Raw genomic sequence first — 15525 nt, forward strand, 5'->3', positions numbered from 1 at the left:
GGCAATGCTTGCCCTGGAACCGCGACTACCGATTCATCCGTCAAGGAGACCCCGACCATGGCGCCCCGCGCGTTTTTCCCCTCTTTTATTGAACCGCCGTCTTCCGGCGAGGCGGTACGCCTGGCCGAGGAGCAGCTTCTTGGCTTCCTGGTCGATGGCCTGCTGGTCGAAGGACTGCTCGACGGGTGGCCAACCGAGCTGTCTGAACAAGGTTGCGAAGACCGGCATCGGACGAGCCAATCGGGCCTGGCGAGGGACGATGGCGAGCCGGCGCCCCTTGCCGAGCTGTTTGGCGTCGTGGCCGTGCCCCCTCGGGCGCGACTGTGGAGCGTCCAACCGGAGCTGGGCGAGACCCTGCTGTTCCTGCTGGAGCCCGGTATTGCCCAGGACTGGCAGAAGGTGCCCGGCACGCCGGTGTTGGCTCACGATGGGGGGACTCCGTCGCCCCTGGATCCCGTGGCATTGATGCGGCGGGTGTTCGGCGGCGATGAACAGGCCCTGACGCCTGGCCAGCGCGTCTTTCTCGACGCCCTGGAGGACAGCCTGTGGCAAGCCACGGCCTCCATGGCGCACGGCGTGGACACCCGCCATCTTGCCTCTCTGGGCACCCTTGAGCACTTCACCATTCTGGAGCAGTGGGCGTCGCTGCTCGACCGGCCCTACCATCCCACCGCCAAGGCTAAACAGGGTTTAAGCGCTGCCGAGTACCGTGCCTATATGGCCGAGTTTGCCAACCCCGTCGAGCTTTACTGGGTGGCGGTCGCGCGTCACCGGCTGACCCATGGCGCAGGGGTGGGGGCGCTCGCAGCCGGCGCGGCTTCGGGCGCCGATAGAGCGACAGCCGGCGCGGTGTCGGGCGCCGATAGAGAGAGCGCCCCTTTGGAACAACCCGCAGACTGGCTGCTCGCGGCCGAGGAGCGTCAGGCACTCTCCGATGAGATGCGCGCCAAGGGCATCGCCGACAGCCACCTGGCACTGCCGGTGCACCCCTGGCAGCACGATCATGCCCTGCCGAAGTGGCTCGCCGAGGACTTTGCCGCCGGTCACTGCATCACCCTGGAGACACGGGCCGGGCGCTGGTGGCCGACCTCGTCGCTGCGCTCGCTGCTGCCGGCTGCGCCCTCATCAGACGGCGCCGCGCATAGCCTCAAGCTGCCCATGGCCATCCACTCGCTGGGGGCCTCGCGCTACCTGCCGGCGGTGAAGATGATCAATGGCGATCTGAGCGCACGGCTGCTGGAAGAAGCCCGGCAGCGCGATCCACTGCTGGAAAGCGCCTTGCACCTGTGCGAAGAGGGCAAGTGGTGGGCCTACCTGCCCGAGGACGCCAGTCTGTTCGATGAGGCCCCGCGCCATCTGAGCGCCATGGTGCGCAGCTATCCTCAGGCGCTGCTCGAGCAGGCCGGCACCCAGCTGGTACCCATGGCGACCCTGGGCACGCCACTTCCGATGGTCGGGGCGTCCGGTCCAGCTCGCACCAGCGCCCATCACGTCTTCGATGACTGGATGGCGCTACGTGGCATGGAAGCCGGAGCCGCGAACGCACGAACGCTATTTGGTGAGCTGTGTGCGCGCTTTTTCGAGATCAACCTGCGCATGCTGAGGCTCGGTATGCTGGCGGAGGTGCACGGCCAGAACGCCGTGCTGGTGGTGCGCCAGGGTAGGGTCGAGGGCCTGTTGCTGCGTGACCATGACTCGCTGCGTATCAACGTCGGCCAGCTCGAGCGCCACGGCATGCAGGATCCCTGCTACCGGATCAAGCCGGGTCACGCCAACACCCTCTACCACGACAGTCAGGAGGCGCTGTTGTTCTGGCTGCAGACCCTGGCGATCCAGGTCAACCTGCGTGCGATCATCGACACTCTGGCGGGACACTATGGCCTTTGCCAGCGCGCTCTATGGCGGGATCTGACGGTTCAGCTCGAGGCCCAGCTCGACGCCGTGCCCTTCGAAGCCGCCGAGCGCAATGTCTTGAAGTCCGCGCTGTTCGAGCGCGAGCGCTGGCCCTACAAGCGCCTGATCGCCCCGATCATCGAGCGTGCGGGCGGCCCCGGCAGCATGCCTTTTGGCGTCAGCGAGACCGTCAATCCGCTGAGGGCATGCCAGGGGGCGCTGACGCATCAGATCGCCGAGGCAAATGGCGGTGTTGAACAGGGTGTCAGTAGCGCTGGCGAAGCCGACCGCCTAGGGACACTGCAGCAAGCCTGATCTCATCGTCAGGAAAATGAGCGGCGGCATCGGTGAACACCGATGCCGCCGTTTTTTCGTGCGCAAGAGACGGGATATTCAGCGAAGCCATTCGGGATGCTCAGCGAGCATCGCCTCGCGCCGACGAGTTTCGTCCTGCTGCTTGGCCAGGGTTTTTTCGGCCAGCTCGTCGGCCCGGTGCGGGGGCACCACGAACAGACCGTCGTCGTCACCGAGCACCAGATCGCCGGGCGCGATGGAGACCCCGTCGATGGATACCGGAGTGTTGATCTCACCCTCCAGCGACAGCGAGCGGGTGGTCAGCGGACTGGTACCCGCAGCAAACATCGGCAGTCTCAGCCGAGACAGCGTCTCCCGGTCGGTGACAGCGCCATTGGTGACGACACCGGCCAGTCCCTTGGTCAGCGCCGCGTAGGCGCGAAATTCGCCCCAGCAGGCGCGACGATGATCACCGGACACGTCGATCACCAGCACGTCACCGGGGCGTGCGAGCGTCAGCGCCTCGCGGATGATGGCGCCGTCGACATGGGGAATTCTGACCGTCAGCGCGGTGCCGACCAGACGTACCGGGCGGTGCAGCGGCTCCAGCGAGGCGATGGCGCCAAAGTCGCTGAAGTGGCCCAGGGTCGAGGTGGCAAGCCCGGCGAAGCGATCGATCTGCGCCTGGCTGAAGCTGTCCCTGCGCGGGGCAATGTGGAACATCGGACCTCCTGTCGGATGTGTTGCTTAGGGCTTGTCTGAAAAGTGCCTGCGCTCGGTAATACGGCGTTAAAAATCGGATCAACATGCTCATTTACACCCCGTAAACTGCGCTGTCTCACCGATTTTTGCCTTGTCTAACCTTCGCTCGTCGACTTTTCGGACAGCGCCAAGGGATTGCGGAGTGGTTGCTGAAAAGTTGCTGGCGGTGCTGATAGCGGCGTGAGTGCTGACCGGATCACGACGAGCAGCCGACGCTCTTACTGCCGGGTGCGATAGAGCAGATAGACGAAGAAGGGCGCACCCACCGCGGAGACGAAGACCCCGGCGGGCAGGTCCTTGGGCAGAAAGGCCACTCGGCCGATCAAGTCGGCGTAGAGCACGATCAGCGCGCCACACAGCGCCGCTACCGGCACCAGCCGTGCGAGACTGCGCCCGACCAGGCGGGCCGCCAGATGGGGCGCCACCAGGCCGACGAAGCTGAGTCCTCCGGCAAACGCCACCGCCGCGCCGGCCAGCGCCACGCTGAGGGCCAACAGGATCAGCCGGCTTCTCAGCACGTCGACACCGAGCCCGACGGCCACGGCGTCGCCCAGTGCCAGGGCGTCCATATGCCGAGCCAGGCTCAGGCATAGCGGAATCGCCACCAGCAGCCAGGGCAGCAGCGACAGTACATGGCGCCACTGGGCCGCATAGAGGCTGCCGGTGAGCCAGACATAGGCGTGCAGCGCCGAGGCGTCATCGCTGATCACGATCAGCAGGGTCGTCGCCGCCCCCATGGCGGCGGACAGCCCGATACCCACCAGCACCACCCGGCTGGGATTGAGCCCCTTGCGCCAGGCCAGCGCCACCACCAGCACGGTGGCCACCAGGGCGCCGCCCAGCGCGGCGAGTGGCAGCAGGTGGATGCTCAGCTGACTGGCAAAGCCGGCCAGAAACACCACCGCCGTCAGCGCCGCGCCACTGGTGATACCGATCACATCCGGGGAGGCCAGCGGGTTTCTGACGATGCCCTGCAGCACCGCGCCGGCCACCGCCAGCGCCGCCCCCACCAGCACCGCCAGCAGAATGCGCGGCAGCCTCAACTCCCAGACGATAAAGTCGATGTCGCTGGCCTGGGGCGCGGCCAGGGCTTTCAGCACCTCGATGGGTGGAGTGGGGAAGCTGCCCTGCGACAGCGACAGGCCTGCGCTTGCCACCAGCGCAAGCGCCAGCAGCGCCACCAGGCGGCGATAGCGCCGGTTGGCCCGATCTGGTGTATGGCCTTGTGTATGGCCCTGTGTGGCGGATTCGGCGTTGGCGCCAGACAAGCTGCTCATGCGGATACCTGCTTCTTGCGGGCCAGATAGATGAAGAAGGGCGTGCCGATCAGCGCGGTCATGACGCCGACCGGGATCTCCTGGGGCGCCATCAGAAAGCGCGAGGCGATATCGGCTACCAGCAGCAGCGTGGCCCCGAGCAGCGCACAGGCTGGCAGCAGCCAGCGATGGTCGATGCCGACCAGGCCGCGGGCCATGTGCGGCACGATCAAGCCGACGAAGCCGATCATCCCGGCCAGCGCCACCGAGCTGCCGGCCAGCAGGATTACGCACAGGCCCAAGGCAAGCTTCAGGGTGCCGGCGCGCATGCCAAGGCCGGTGACCATGTCATCGCCCAGCAGCAGGGCGTTGGCCTGACGGGCGAGGGCAGCGGTGATCGCAAAGGCCAGGGCAAACAGCGGCAGCAGTGGCACCACCAGTTCAAGCTCGCGCCCGGAGACCGAGCCGGCCAGCCAGTACAGCACGCTCTCGAAGCTCTGCTGGTCGATGATCAACAGGCCCTGACTGAAGGACACGAACATCGCCGTCACCGCCACCCCGGCGAGCACGACCCGAAGCGGTGACAGCTCGCCGCGCCGGCCACGGCTGAGCGCCACCACGGCGAGTGCGGCCACCAGCGCGCCGAGCAAGGCCGCCCACACATACTGACCGGGGGTGTGCAGTGGCAGCAGCGATACCGCCACCACCACAAAGAACATGGCGCCGGCGTTGATGCCGAGGATGCTTGGCGAGGCCAGCGGGTTGCGCGTCATGGTCTGCATCAGCGCACCGGCCACCGCCAGGCTGGCACCGGTCAGGGTGGCGATCACCGCTCGGGGCAGGCGTTCGCTGAGGATGATGATATGGCTGACCCTGCCGCCGTCGTAGTCGGTGATGGCCTCAAGGGCGGTCAGCGGCGCGATCTCGGTGGTGCCGAGGACCACGCTGGCGCCGAACGCCGCCAGCAGCAGCAGGGTGCCGAGGATCAGTCCGGCGGCCCGGGTGGAGGTGCGTTCCAGCATCAGGCCGCACCCTCGTCTGTCCTGGCCGACGGCTCTTCAATGGCTGAAGGCTCTTCCACCGCTGAAGGCGCCCCCCCCAGCGCGCAGGAAGGGGAGAGCGCCTGCGGCACCAGGCCGTAGTGGCGATAGAGGTCATCGAGCATGGCGTTGGCGGCGAGGATCCCGCCGCCCATGATCCAGTTGACTGTGTCTACTTCGTACACCCGGCCGGCTTGTGTCGCGGTAAGCCGCTGCCATAGCGGGTGGGCGGTCCAGTGGCGGTAGGTGTCATGGATCGCCGGGTCGTCTTCCAGCAGCACGAAGATGACGTCGGCGTCCAGCGCGGGGATGTTCTCCTCGCTGGTCAACTTCATGCCCCAGCCTTGGTCTGCGGCGGCGTCAGGCTGGCGGAAGCCCAGCTCCTCCAGGATGCTGCCGGCGAAGCCGGAGGAATACAGACGCACGTGGTCGCTCTTGAAGCGCACCACCGCGGCTTTCTGTGGCCAGGCGTTGCCCAGCGCCGTGGAAATCTTCGCGCGCAGATCCGCTACCCGGTCGTCCCAGCAGGCCAGCAGTTGTTCGGCCCTGGCCTCGCGCCCGGTCGCCGCCGCCACCAGCGTGAGCGAGGCCTTGAAGTCAGACACCGTGGACGAGAACACCGTTGGCGCGATCTGCTCGAGCAGCGGGCGCACCCGTTCGTGTCGAAAGCGGGTGGCGACGATCACCCCGGGATCGAGCCAGGCCACTTTTTCCAGGTTGGGCTGGGTCTCCAGACCCACGTGCTCGACGCCATCGAGCGTCTCGCGCAGGTAGCGATAGGTGGGCTTCTCCATCCAGGCATCGACCACCCCGATGGGCGTTACCCCCAGCGCGACCGCGCTGTCCGTGGCCCCCTGATACAGCGTGACCAGACGCGGCGCCGAAGCCGAGGAGACTACCGGCGCACCGGCCGCCGAGTCAGACCTTGCATAAGTCCTTGTATCAGTCCTGATGTCGGCCTCGGCAGTGCCTGTAAATAACAGCATCCCGGCGAGCAGGGCGAGTGCCGCAAAGGCCAGCACGCCGGCAAACAGCCCGAGCACCAGCAACAGACTGCGCAGCACTGAGGGGGCTTGCCGGGAAGTAGGCGGCCTCAAGCGTGAGTGCGGCGGCGGTCGCAGAGATGGCGTGGGGGTCATGAGGAGGTTCCGTCACGTGAGCTTGCGGGCTGGGCGGAGGCCTGGTTTTCTTGGCGCCCCGGAGACTGGCGTGTCTGGCGCCCCGACGAGCGGCCGATTTCTCGCCCCAGCGCCCAGGCCAGCGGCAGGCACAGCAGGGCAATGGCGGCCAGGGCGATAAATGTCTCCTGCAGGGCCTGGGCGCTGGCCTCGGCGGCACTCACGCCAGCGGCGGTGACGCCACTTACGCGGGTGTCGTAGTAAAGAGAAAGCGCCACCAGACCCAGCGAGGCGATCAATCGCCTTGCCATATTGTTCATGGCCGAAGCCTGGGCCATGTCCCGGTCGGGCAGGGCGCGCATGCCCACGGTGGTGGAGGGCAGATAGCCGCAAGCCAGGCCAATGCCACGCGTCCCCATCCACAGCCCCACTACCCAGGCTGGCGTCGCCGACGACATCAGCGCGAGCCCCGCAAGACTGACAGCGGTCAGCATCAGGCCGGCGAGAAGACACCACTGGGGCGGGTGGCGGTCGATCATCCGCCCGGCGATGGGCGAAGACAGCGACGCCATCAAGGCCGTGGCCAGAAACACAAGCCCCGTGGTCAGCGGACTCGCCCCGAGCACCTGGTGCATCCACAGCGGCACCAGCAGCACGCAGCCGAACAGGATGATGGACTGCAGGCAGGCCAGGACGACGCTCAGGCGAAAGGCGCGGTGTCCAAACAGGGACAGCGACAGTAGAGGCGCTGGGGCTCCCGGGGCTGCTGTGGGGTCGGCTTTCCGTTCCTGCATTCGCCCCGCCTTGAACTCCATACCCCGTTCCACCACCACGAACCCTGCCAGGGCGGCAAGCCCGAGCCCCAGGGGGACGAGCGCCGAGGGCGTGAGCAGTTCGGCCAGACTGTCGATTCGGCTCAGCGAAAACAGCACCGCGCCCATGCCGAGGGTGATCAGCAAAAAGCCCGGCAGGTCGAAGCGCCTGGCACGGTTGGGCGCCTCCCGATGGAGGCAGCGCCAGCCCACCACCAGCCCCAGCAGCGCAAAGGGGATGTTCATGACGAACAGCGCCCGCCAGTGGCTGACCTCCAGCAGCAGGCCGCCAACGCTTGGGCCGATGGCCGGCGCGATCATCACCGCAAACCCCCAGATGCCGCTGACGCGGCCCCGCTGCTCGGGCGGGTAGGCGGCGAAGATTAGCGCCAGCGACAGCGGCATCATCAGTCCCGCCGCCATGCCCTGGACGCCCCGAGCGATGATGATGCTGTCTAGACTGTCGGCCATGGCGCCGAGGCCAGAACCGGCGATAAAACCGACCAGCCCCAGCAGATAGATCACCCGTCGGCCGAAGCGATCGGCCAGATAGCCGGTCAGCGGCATGGTCATGGCCATGCTGATCATGAACAGGGTGATGACCCAGTTCACTTGGCTGGCGCTGGCATCGAAGGTCGCCATCAGCTCCGCCACCGCCAGGTTCAGCGCACTGTTGTTGAGGCTGACGGTAAAGGTGCCCAACAACACGCTGACCAGCACCCAGGCGCCCCCGGCGCGGGCCTTCGATGAATCATCACAAGACAGCTCAGCACCCCGCGACGCAGGGACCTTGGCGAGTGTGTTGGTGGGCCGGGCCTGGAACATGAACCGTCTCACAGTCCTGGAAAGCGGAAATGCGGAGGGCCAAGAGCATGCCACGATGCAAAAGCAAATGCAATTCATTATCAAATGAGAGAAGAGAGGAATACTACCCGAAGTCGTCGCGCCAGGTGAGCGACGCCACCAGCCTGAAACCATAAGCGCCGGACCTGAAATGGCCCGGCGCCTGGTGGGGATGGAAATTCCCAGGACGAATATTAGAAGTCCATGGTCCAGCCAAGGGTAAAGGTCCGTCCCCGACCCTGATAGTCGTACAGGTACTCCGGACCGTAGTAGGGCGAGTAGAACATTGCCGCTCGCTGTCCCCAGACGGTGGAATATTCCTCGTCGAGCAGGTTGTCGATGCCCAGCGTCAGACGGCCGATATCGATGTCCTGGGCCAGCGCCAGGTCCACCGTGGTGTAGCCGTCGATCTGGCGGTCATCGTCATCTTCCAGGTTATGGGCATGGTTGGCCTGCAGCCGGGCGCTGCGTCCTGCCGCCATGTCCTGCCAACCGACGAAGGCGGTGGCGGAGGACAGCGACGCATAGCGGGCGTCACGCTTTTCCCAGCTACCGTTCTCGTCTTCCTGCTCCGAGCGCACCAGGTGCAGGGTGCCGCCGACCTCGAAGCCGCCGTCCAGGAAGCGGGTCACCGCCGCCTCCAGGCCGTAGTCGCGCTTGTTTTCCTCGACCACGCTGACCGACAGGTCTTCGGCATTTTCCACCGCCTTGTCGGACCAGGCGTAGTAGATCGCCGCCTGGGTGCTCCAGTCGGCGTCATTGAAGCGCCAGCCGAGTTCCACCTGGTCTGTCTTGATGGCGTCCAGCGGGTTGTCGTCGACGCTGACATCGGCGCTCTTGCCATAGTACTTGGCCGGGTCCGGCAGCTCAAAGCCCTGGCTGAACTGGATCCAGTTCTGGTGACCGTTGCCGAAATCGTAGAGGGCACTTGCGTTGACCAGGGTGGCATCATAGTCATTCTCGCCACCCGGTACGCCGTTGAAGTCATCGACCTCGACGTCCATATGCTGCTGGCGCACCCCGGCGGACAGGGTCAGACCATCGGTGACCCGCCAGTCGCCCTGGGCGAAGCCGGCGTAGCCGTCGACCTCGTAGCTTGGATAGCGCGGGCCGATCTCGCGCTCTTCCTGGGTGAGACCGCCACTGGCATTCGAGGTGGCGATGTCGAAGTACATCTGGTCGGCGTCGAAGGACTCACGGTCCATGTCGAGGCCATAGGTCAGCGAGACGCGCTCGCCCAACTCGGCATCGAACAGCGCCTTGATACCGCCCAGATCGGTGTCCTGCTTGGAGGCGCGGAATTCGACGCCCTGAGTGGTGGCGTAGGGGAAGGCATTGAAGCTGGCCTCTTCTTCCCGATAGAACGCCTGCAGGTAGAAGTCCTGACCCAGCAGGTCGGCGTGGTGGTACTGCAGGTTGACCATGCGACGATCCGTCTCGGGATCGCGATCCGACGAATAGCCGTCGCGGATCTCGGCGCCTTCCAGATTGCCTAGCGCCAGGTTAGGGAAATAGAGCCCACGGTCACCCTCATAGGCCGAGCGGTATAGCTGTGCGCCAAGTGTCAGCGTCTGCTCGGCACTCAGCGCCAGATCGACGCTGCCCATGATGTCGATGGAGCGATTGTCCTGCAGGTCGGTCTGGGCGATGTCCGGGAAGATCTCGTCGCCACGCCCGTCATAGAAGCGTCCATTGTCCTGATAGGCCACCGCCAGACGTCCCTGGACACGCTCGCTGCCGCCACTGATCGACTGGGCCAGGCGGAAGTCGGCGTCGTCACTGTCATTGAAGCCGCTGGTGACGCTCGTCGCGGTGGAAAAGTGGCGACCGGGACCGTCACCTTTCTTCGTCACGATATTGATGATGCCACCGGTGGCGCCACCGCCATAAAGACTGCTGGCGCCGGACAGCACCTCGACGCGCTCGATGTTGAACGGGTCGATGGCGTCGAACTGTCGCGACAGACCCCGGGAGCTGTTCAACGAGACGCCGTCGATCAGCACCTGCACGCTGCGGCCACGCATGTTCTGGCCATAGTTGGTGCGTCCCTGGGGGGCCAGATCCAGCCCCGGTACCAATCGGCCCAGCGCGGTCTTGAGGTCGGCTCCCGTCGCGATCTGGGTCTCCAGCTGGTGCTGGTCCACCACCCACACCGCACCGGGAATCTCGCTGATCGACTTCGGCGTGCGCGAGCCGACCACCACCATGGTCTCTTGGGATTGGACGGCTGACTCGTCGGTGCCTTGCTGATCGGCGCCAACCGCCTGCGCCCAGCTAAGCGATGGAGCAGCGGCCAGCAGCAAGAGGCCTGCACCGAGGGAAAGTGACGCTGACGAGGGAGAGCCGCTACATGACGTGACGCCGGTGATTGGCGAAGTAGCAAGGGGACGCAGGCGTGTGTGGATCTGAGTCGGAATCTGGGAAGGCATGGAATGATCGCTTGGCTAGTGTTGACCGGCTTGCCGAGACGAGCCGATGGGACAGTGCGGACCGGGCTTCTGGCGGCCCGTCTCGCGTCACCTGCCGAGGGAGCTGAGCGTTAGCCGTGGGGCTGATGTGCAGCTTCGACAGCGGCAAGCAATATAGCGAATTGTGAAAATAATGCGAAGCGTTCGTATTAAAATTTATGGTTTGTGCAAGTCAAGCTCACCCCCTCGCCGACCAGAGACACAAGGCGTAGGCTGGATGCATCTACCACGCGACGATCAGGAGGCCTGATGGCACGAGTAAAGATCCTCAAGCAGGGCACGATCCACTGCTTTCCTCCCGGCCTGCGTGACGACCAGGGCGAGCTGGTCAACGCCGAGATTTCTGCGGTGGCCTACGACGGCGAGCGACTGTTGATGGCCAGCGACAAGCCGATCCCCGGCCACGAGCGTTCCGCCGCTTTCAGCCTGCCGTTGTCCGCCGAGGGGCCCGACGACAGCCGCATCGACTACCTGACCCAGCAGACCATCAAGGAAGCGGTGAAGTATGAAGACTTCGCCCTGACCACCGATGGGCGCCACATGATCGCCACCACCGGTTTCGATCGCATCGACGACGAGACCCACGAACTCAACGCCTACAACCACCTGCTGATCTGGCCACTTCACGAGCCTGACCGGGTCCAGGTGGTGGACCCCGACCCCCGTGACGGTGTGGAAGGGTCGCTCGAATTCCGGCGCAAGATGGATGCCGCCGTAGGCGAGCCCTACTACAAGATCGAGGGCCTGGCCGCGATCCCCGGCGAGCGTGGCGATGGCCTTTTGCTGTTCGGCATCCGCGAGCAGGGCAAGGCCCACGATGACTTCGACTACGTGCGCCGGGTCATCGGTGCCCACTACATCATCAACGACGACGACAACCTGGAGTTCGTCGACGCCCTGCACGACGTCTTCAGCTTCGACCCCGGCGAGTACGACGGTGTGGAGCACATCTGCGGCCTGTCCAGCCTCGAGTACGATCCCTACCACGGCCAGCTCTACCTGCTGACCAGCTTCGAGACGGAAGAGGGCGACGACGAGCTCATCGGCGGCTATCTGTGGGTGATGTCGCTGCACGACTTCCGCCAGGGCAGGGCACCCACCCTGGTACGCGACGAGAACGACAAGGTGCTCGAGTTCGAACACAAGGCCGAAGGCCTCGCCGTGCTCGACCGCGAGCGGCTGTTCGTCGCCTACGACAACGACCGCAACTACGACCTGCACAGCGTCAGCGAACGCGACGAACGCCGCTGCTGCGAAGCCCCCTACACCATCCTCGGACTGGTGCAGTAGACGCGAAGCGGTTCAGGCATGGCACAACGCCACATCGAACCGAGGCAGAACAGAACGCAGAGTCGGAGACTGGATAGAGAGATCAGGAAAGCGATAGAGAGCGATAGAGCGTGAGAAGGAGCGGGGCGATGCGGGTGCACCGCGGGTACGCCAGCGGTACACCCAGCCGCCAAAACCGGTTCTCGAGGCGCCGGAACGATGATGCGAGAAGGGCTGTAAGGCGAGAAAGTGCCAGGAATGGCACAGCCAAAGCGCCTCGAAAGCCGCCATACTGACCAGTGGCAAGCGTCCACCCGAAACCCGCTAGCCTACGGCCGCAGCTTTCGCTATCATACGCCCGCGCTGATAAGGGCCTATAGCTCAGTTGGTTAGAGCAGGGGACTCATAATCCCTTGGTCGTAGGTTCAAGTCCTACTGGGCCCACCACCGCCCCCCTTCCTGCCTGTTGGTTGTCCTGTCTGGGTTTTACATTGCTCTTGTACGCCGGGGCTTCCCGATGCTTGGCTGTCCACGAACATCGTTCCAGCACCACTTCCTTGAGTGAACGGGCGTCACGCAGTGTGCGATCGTCTACTGCCCCCGTAGCCTCCATCTAGATAGTCCCCAGCATTGGTCCGAACTCTGAAGCACGTCGGCGCCATAAGATGCGCCCGTCCACCGGAGCAGTAGGTGAAATGGGGTAGCCCTACGGCCCTGATACTGGATCTGGTCTGCAATCATCGCGATATTCGCTTTACTCGTATCGGGTACCGGGGCCTTCCGGCCAGCCAGGGTTCATACTCTGCGCCTGACGCCCTGGATGAGTGTGCCAGGATGATCGGTCGGGCGAACCTGAGGGTGGGGCCTGTTGCGAAGCCAGTGGCTTAGTCGCAACCATGCAGGAGCGACATGTAGAGCTATCGGAGGTGGATTCGCTCGAGCTTGCAGACGCCATCTTGGTTTACAAGCGAATCCCTCTGTAGTGGACGATTTTCCTTGACAGTTCGGTAGTGATTCATCGAGCCTGTCCCGTGTCCTAGGACGTGGGACAGGAGCGGTGCTGACACTATGAAAAGTCAAGATATTGGTCTGCTTTTGAAGCTGGTGGCCCTGAGGCGTAAGGACGGCCGTGGCCCCGATACTCACACTGGCAAGGGAGAGAAGGCGCTCCCAGATGACTGGAGGGACTGGGCGCTCGATGACATTGACGGGGTGCGCGAGAGCTTGCCTGGACTCGAGGACGACCAGTTGCAGGCACGCTACAGCGTGCGGGCCTTGGCCGAGGAAACCGGCATCAGCAAAAGTCAGGTTAGCCTTGCCCTTCAGCGATGTCTGGAGGTAGGTCTGATTCGCAAGGATCACCGAACCGGCGTGCCGCGCGCCAACGTCCGAGCTCTGTTCAACTTCATCATGCATGGGGTGCGCTACGTGTTCCCGGCCAAGCCCGGGGAAATTACCCGCGGCATTGCGACGACCTTTGCCGCGCCAGCGCTGGAAGGCCAGTTATATAGCTCAGGTGAGTTGCCGATGGTATGGCCAGACGCCCGGGGCAAAAGCAAAGGCCAGGCCGTTGAGCCGTTGTTCAAGAGTGTGCCCTATGCGGTGCGTCGCGATCGAGAGTTGTATGCCATGTTGGCTCTTGTCGATGCCATTCGACTGGGTCATCCCCGCGAGAGTAAGGTCGCTGCGGAGCGGCTGGCTGAGTATCTGGAGTAAGCGATGAGCTTGTTCGACGATCAGCGCGCCATGTTGCGCCATGTTGCGCCGGGTGGCCGAGGCCCTCGGGGATGAACTGCGCGATCAGGTAGCTTTCGTCGGGGGCTGTACGACCGGGCTACTACTTACCGATGCGTTCACTCGAGAGCAGGTGCGCAGTACCGATGACGTGGATCTGGTCATCAGCGTCATGAGCTATGTCGACCTGCAGCGCTTCAAGCAAGCGCTGAAGGCGAAGGGATTCAATGAGCCCTCTTCTCTAGATGAGGATATGCCAATCTGCGCCATGAAGCTGGGAGAGTTGCGCGTCGATCTGATGCCGGACCATGACGACGTGCTCGGCTTCAGCAATCACTGGTACCCCCAGGCACTGGAAACGGCACAGCCCGTCTCGCTAGGTGGGGATCTTTCCATCCGCGTGGTCGCACCACCGCTTTTCGTTGCCACCAAGCTTGAAGCCTACAAGGGGCGGGGTGAGGACGATCCTTTATCGAGCCACGACATCGAGGACATCCTCAATCTCGTGGATGGCCGCCCCGAGCTACTTGATGAGGTGAGAGCTGCCGACAGCGACCTTCGGACCTATATCGCAGATGAGCTCAGCAAACTTCTCGGCAATGATCTCTTCGGATATGCCGTGCAGAGTGCGGCCGGAGACCCTAACCGCGAAGCGCTGCTCTTCGAGCGCCTGGAGGTCCTGGCCGGGGAGCGCGGCTGATGCTGGCAAGCTGGTTCTGCAGACAAGGCCGCGAGCGTAGCTGCAACAGCGATGCTGCGACAGTGGGGCAGCAACGCCAGCATCTTCTGGCGGTACTGGTCGACGGCGCAGAAAAAGGCCCCCGAGGCGCTGAGCTGGCGCGTCATTGGGCGGATGCTGGGCTTCATGCGCTCGCCGAGGTAACGGCTTGCTCACAAGTGATGGTACATGCTCGCCTCAGAGAGGAGCAGGCCTCTCTCCGCAACGGCTTCCTTCGTGATATCGCCAGTTACTGCATGGTCAGCCTTGATCAGGAGACGCTGGTTGCACAGATCTGGCACTGTGGTGATTGCCGGGTAGGCCTACAAGGGCAGACCAAGACACGATGGCTGACCACACCGCACCTGCTGGCTTATGAGTCTGGCCTTCCATCCCCACGCTCAAGAGAAGAGCACGAACGGCGTGAGCACCAGCTAACCCGTTGCCTGAACGCTAGGCGCTTCAGAGCTCCTGAACACCTAGCGTTCTCGCTGAAGCTGGGTCAAATGGTGCTGCTTGGCACCGATGGCTACTGGCTCGAGCACCTGGAAGCAGGCGAGCCACTGCACCGCCTGCGAGATGACGCGAGTCTACCTACCCTGCCCGTCGGTGCTGAACCATTTATTGAGATCGCCCAAGCCTCGGATACCGATAACCTCAAGCACTTCCAATTTTCATGACGACCGGACACATGATCCGTCGCTGAAAGCGACGTTGGAATTTGAAAGTGTTGATGTCGGTGGCGGTCCCTGGGGGAAAGGTCAGTCGGGTTGCTTCATTAAGGGCCCGATGAGTGATGCAAGCTCCGAGGGTGATCTAGTCAATCACACTGTGGTTACGCCTGAAGGCTAGACTGCTGGAAGCCCTGCCCCCCCGTGTATGATGTTCCCCGACAAGTTCTCAATTGCACAAAACGTGGGGAAGCATCGTGAATACGGAGAGTCACTCTCAGCTGGCAGCCTTTATCTGGTCCGTGGCAGACCTGCTGCGCGGCGATTTCAAGCAGTCCCAGTACGGCCGTATCATCCTGCCCTTCACCCTGCTGCGGCGCCTTGAGTGCGTACTGGAGCCCACCAAGGCCGAGGTGCTCGACGCCGCCTACGCCCACCAGGCCAAGCCCGAGGCGGTGCGCGAGAAGCTGCTGCTGCGCGCTGCGGAGCAGCCCTTCTTCAACGCCTCGCCGCTGGCCCTGGGCACCCTGAAGTGGTCCCCAGATTTCGGACCAGGCGCTAAGCTCTGATCAGACCGACCAGGAGACCCTGATCATGAGCAGGAAACGTCGACAGCACAGCGGTGAGTTCAAGGCCAAGGTCGCACT

General features: G+C 64.1%; 12 protein-coding genes and 1 tRNA gene. 7 read left to right on the top strand and 6 right to left on the bottom strand.

Features of this window, described 5'->3' with window-relative positions:
- The first annotated feature begins 57 nt into the window (after window positions 1–57).
- Complete coding sequence (locus KUW00_RS22235) at window positions 58–2208, top strand: IucA/IucC family protein (RefSeq protein ID WP_222570156.1); 2151 nt, start codon at window positions 58–60, stop codon at window positions 2206–2208.
- 78 nt (window positions 2209–2286) lie between these two features.
- Here the strand turns inward: KUW00_RS22235 and KUW00_RS22240 are convergent, their stop codons facing one another.
- The 6 genes from KUW00_RS22240 to KUW00_RS22265 all read right to left on the bottom strand — a co-directional run bounded on the left by KUW00_RS22240 (window position 2287) and on the right by KUW00_RS22265 (window position 10225).
- Complete coding sequence (locus KUW00_RS22240) at window positions 2287–2910, bottom strand: RraA family protein (RefSeq protein ID WP_222570157.1); 624 nt, start codon at window positions 2908–2910, stop codon at window positions 2287–2289.
- A 257-nt stretch (window positions 2911–3167) separates the two neighbouring features.
- Window positions 3168–4226, bottom strand: a complete 1059-nt coding sequence (locus KUW00_RS22245) for a FecCD family ABC transporter permease (RefSeq protein WP_222570158.1) — start codon at window positions 4224–4226, stop codon at window positions 3168–3170.
- Window positions 4223–5227, bottom strand: coding sequence for a FecCD family ABC transporter permease (locus KUW00_RS22250; RefSeq protein ID WP_222570159.1), 1005 nt, complete (start codon window positions 5225–5227; stop codon window positions 4223–4225). Before KUW00_RS22250 ends, KUW00_RS22245 begins: the two co-directional genes overlap by 4 nt.
- Complete coding sequence (locus KUW00_RS22255) at window positions 5227–6309, bottom strand: iron-siderophore ABC transporter substrate-binding protein (RefSeq protein WP_315901230.1); 1083 nt, start codon at window positions 6307–6309, stop codon at window positions 5227–5229. The genes KUW00_RS22250 and KUW00_RS22255 overlap by 1 nt, the downstream gene beginning before the upstream one ends.
- Before the next feature lie 71 nt (window positions 6310–6380).
- Window positions 6381–8000 (bottom strand): MFS transporter, encoded by a 1620-nt coding sequence (locus KUW00_RS22260; protein ID WP_222570160.1) that lies wholly within the window; start codon window positions 7998–8000, stop codon window positions 6381–6383.
- A 212-nt stretch (window positions 8001–8212) separates the two neighbouring features.
- Window positions 8213–10225, bottom strand: coding sequence for a TonB-dependent receptor (locus tag KUW00_RS22265; RefSeq protein WP_261392316.1), 2013 nt, complete (start codon window positions 10223–10225; stop codon window positions 8213–8215).
- Between the two features lie 510 nt (window positions 10226–10735).
- On the opposite strand from KUW00_RS22265, the gene KUW00_RS22270 reads away from it, so the two are divergent.
- From KUW00_RS22270 to KUW00_RS22295, 6 genes are all read left to right on the top strand, one after another.
- Window positions 10736–11776 carry a hypothetical protein gene (locus tag KUW00_RS22270; RefSeq protein WP_222570162.1) on the top strand — a complete coding sequence of 347 codons (1041 nt, stop codon included), beginning with the start codon at window positions 10736–10738 and terminating at the stop codon, window positions 11774–11776.
- Between the two features lie 349 nt (window positions 11777–12125).
- Window positions 12126–12202, top strand: a tRNA-Ile gene (locus KUW00_RS22275).
- Window positions 12203–12823: 621 nt separating this feature from the next.
- On the top strand, window positions 12824–13471 hold the full coding sequence (locus KUW00_RS22280; RefSeq protein ID WP_222570163.1) for a MarR family transcriptional regulator: 648 nt from the start codon (window positions 12824–12826) through the stop codon (window positions 13469–13471).
- Window positions 13472–13511: 40 nt separating this feature from the next.
- On the top strand, window positions 13512–14189 hold the full coding sequence (locus KUW00_RS22285; RefSeq protein ID WP_222570164.1) for a hypothetical protein: 678 nt from the start codon (window positions 13512–13514) through the stop codon (window positions 14187–14189).
- On the top strand, window positions 14189–14887 hold the full coding sequence (locus KUW00_RS22290) for a protein phosphatase 2C domain-containing protein (protein ID WP_222570165.1): 699 nt from the start codon (window positions 14189–14191) through the stop codon (window positions 14885–14887). The genes KUW00_RS22285 and KUW00_RS22290 overlap by 1 nt, the downstream gene beginning before the upstream one ends.
- A 248-nt stretch (window positions 14888–15135) precedes the next feature.
- Window positions 15136–15447 (top strand): type I restriction-modification system subunit M N-terminal domain-containing protein, encoded by a 312-nt coding sequence (locus KUW00_RS22295; protein ID WP_315901232.1) that lies wholly within the window; start codon window positions 15136–15138, stop codon window positions 15445–15447.
- Window positions 15448–15525: the final 78 nt, after the last annotated feature.

The sequence above is a fragment of the Halomonas sp. DP5N14-9 genome, from assembly GCF_019802175.1.
GTDB classification, from domain to species: Bacteria; Pseudomonadota; Gammaproteobacteria; order Pseudomonadales; family Halomonadaceae; genus Halomonas; species Halomonas litopenaei.

What these genes read in the sequence shown, in the direction of transcription:
- KUW00_RS22235 (WP_222570156.1), top strand. Translation starts at nt 58, where the DNA reads ATGGCGCCCCGCGCGTTTTTCCCCTCTTTTATTGAACCGCCGTCTTCC.
- KUW00_RS22240 (WP_222570157.1), bottom strand. Translation starts at nt 2,910, where the DNA reads ATGTTCCACATTGCCCCGCGCAGGGACAGCTTCAGCCAGGCGCAGATC.
- KUW00_RS22245 (WP_222570158.1), bottom strand. Translation starts at nt 4,226, where the DNA reads ATGAGCAGCTTGTCTGGCGCCAACGCCGAATCCGCCACACAGGGCCAT.
- KUW00_RS22250 (WP_222570159.1), bottom strand. Translation starts at nt 5,227, where the DNA reads ATGCTGGAACGCACCTCCACCCGGGCCGCCGGACTGATCCTCGGCACC.
- KUW00_RS22260 (WP_222570160.1), bottom strand. Translation starts at nt 8,000, where the DNA reads ATGTTCCAGGCCCGGCCCACCAACACACTCGCCAAGGTCCCTGCGTCG.
- KUW00_RS22265 (WP_261392316.1), bottom strand. Translation starts at nt 10,225, where the DNA reads ATGGTGGTGGTCGGCTCGCGCACGCCGAAGTCGATCAGCGAGATTCCC.
- KUW00_RS22270 (WP_222570162.1), top strand. Translation starts at nt 10,736, where the DNA reads ATGGCACGAGTAAAGATCCTCAAGCAGGGCACGATCCACTGCTTTCCT.
- KUW00_RS22280 (WP_222570163.1), top strand. Translation starts at nt 12,824, where the DNA reads ATGAAAAGTCAAGATATTGGTCTGCTTTTGAAGCTGGTGGCCCTGAGG.
- KUW00_RS22285 (WP_222570164.1), top strand. Translation starts at nt 13,512, where the DNA reads ATGTTGCGCCGGGTGGCCGAGGCCCTCGGGGATGAACTGCGCGATCAG.
- KUW00_RS22290 (WP_222570165.1), top strand. Translation starts at nt 14,189, where the DNA reads ATGCTGGCAAGCTGGTTCTGCAGACAAGGCCGCGAGCGTAGCTGCAAC.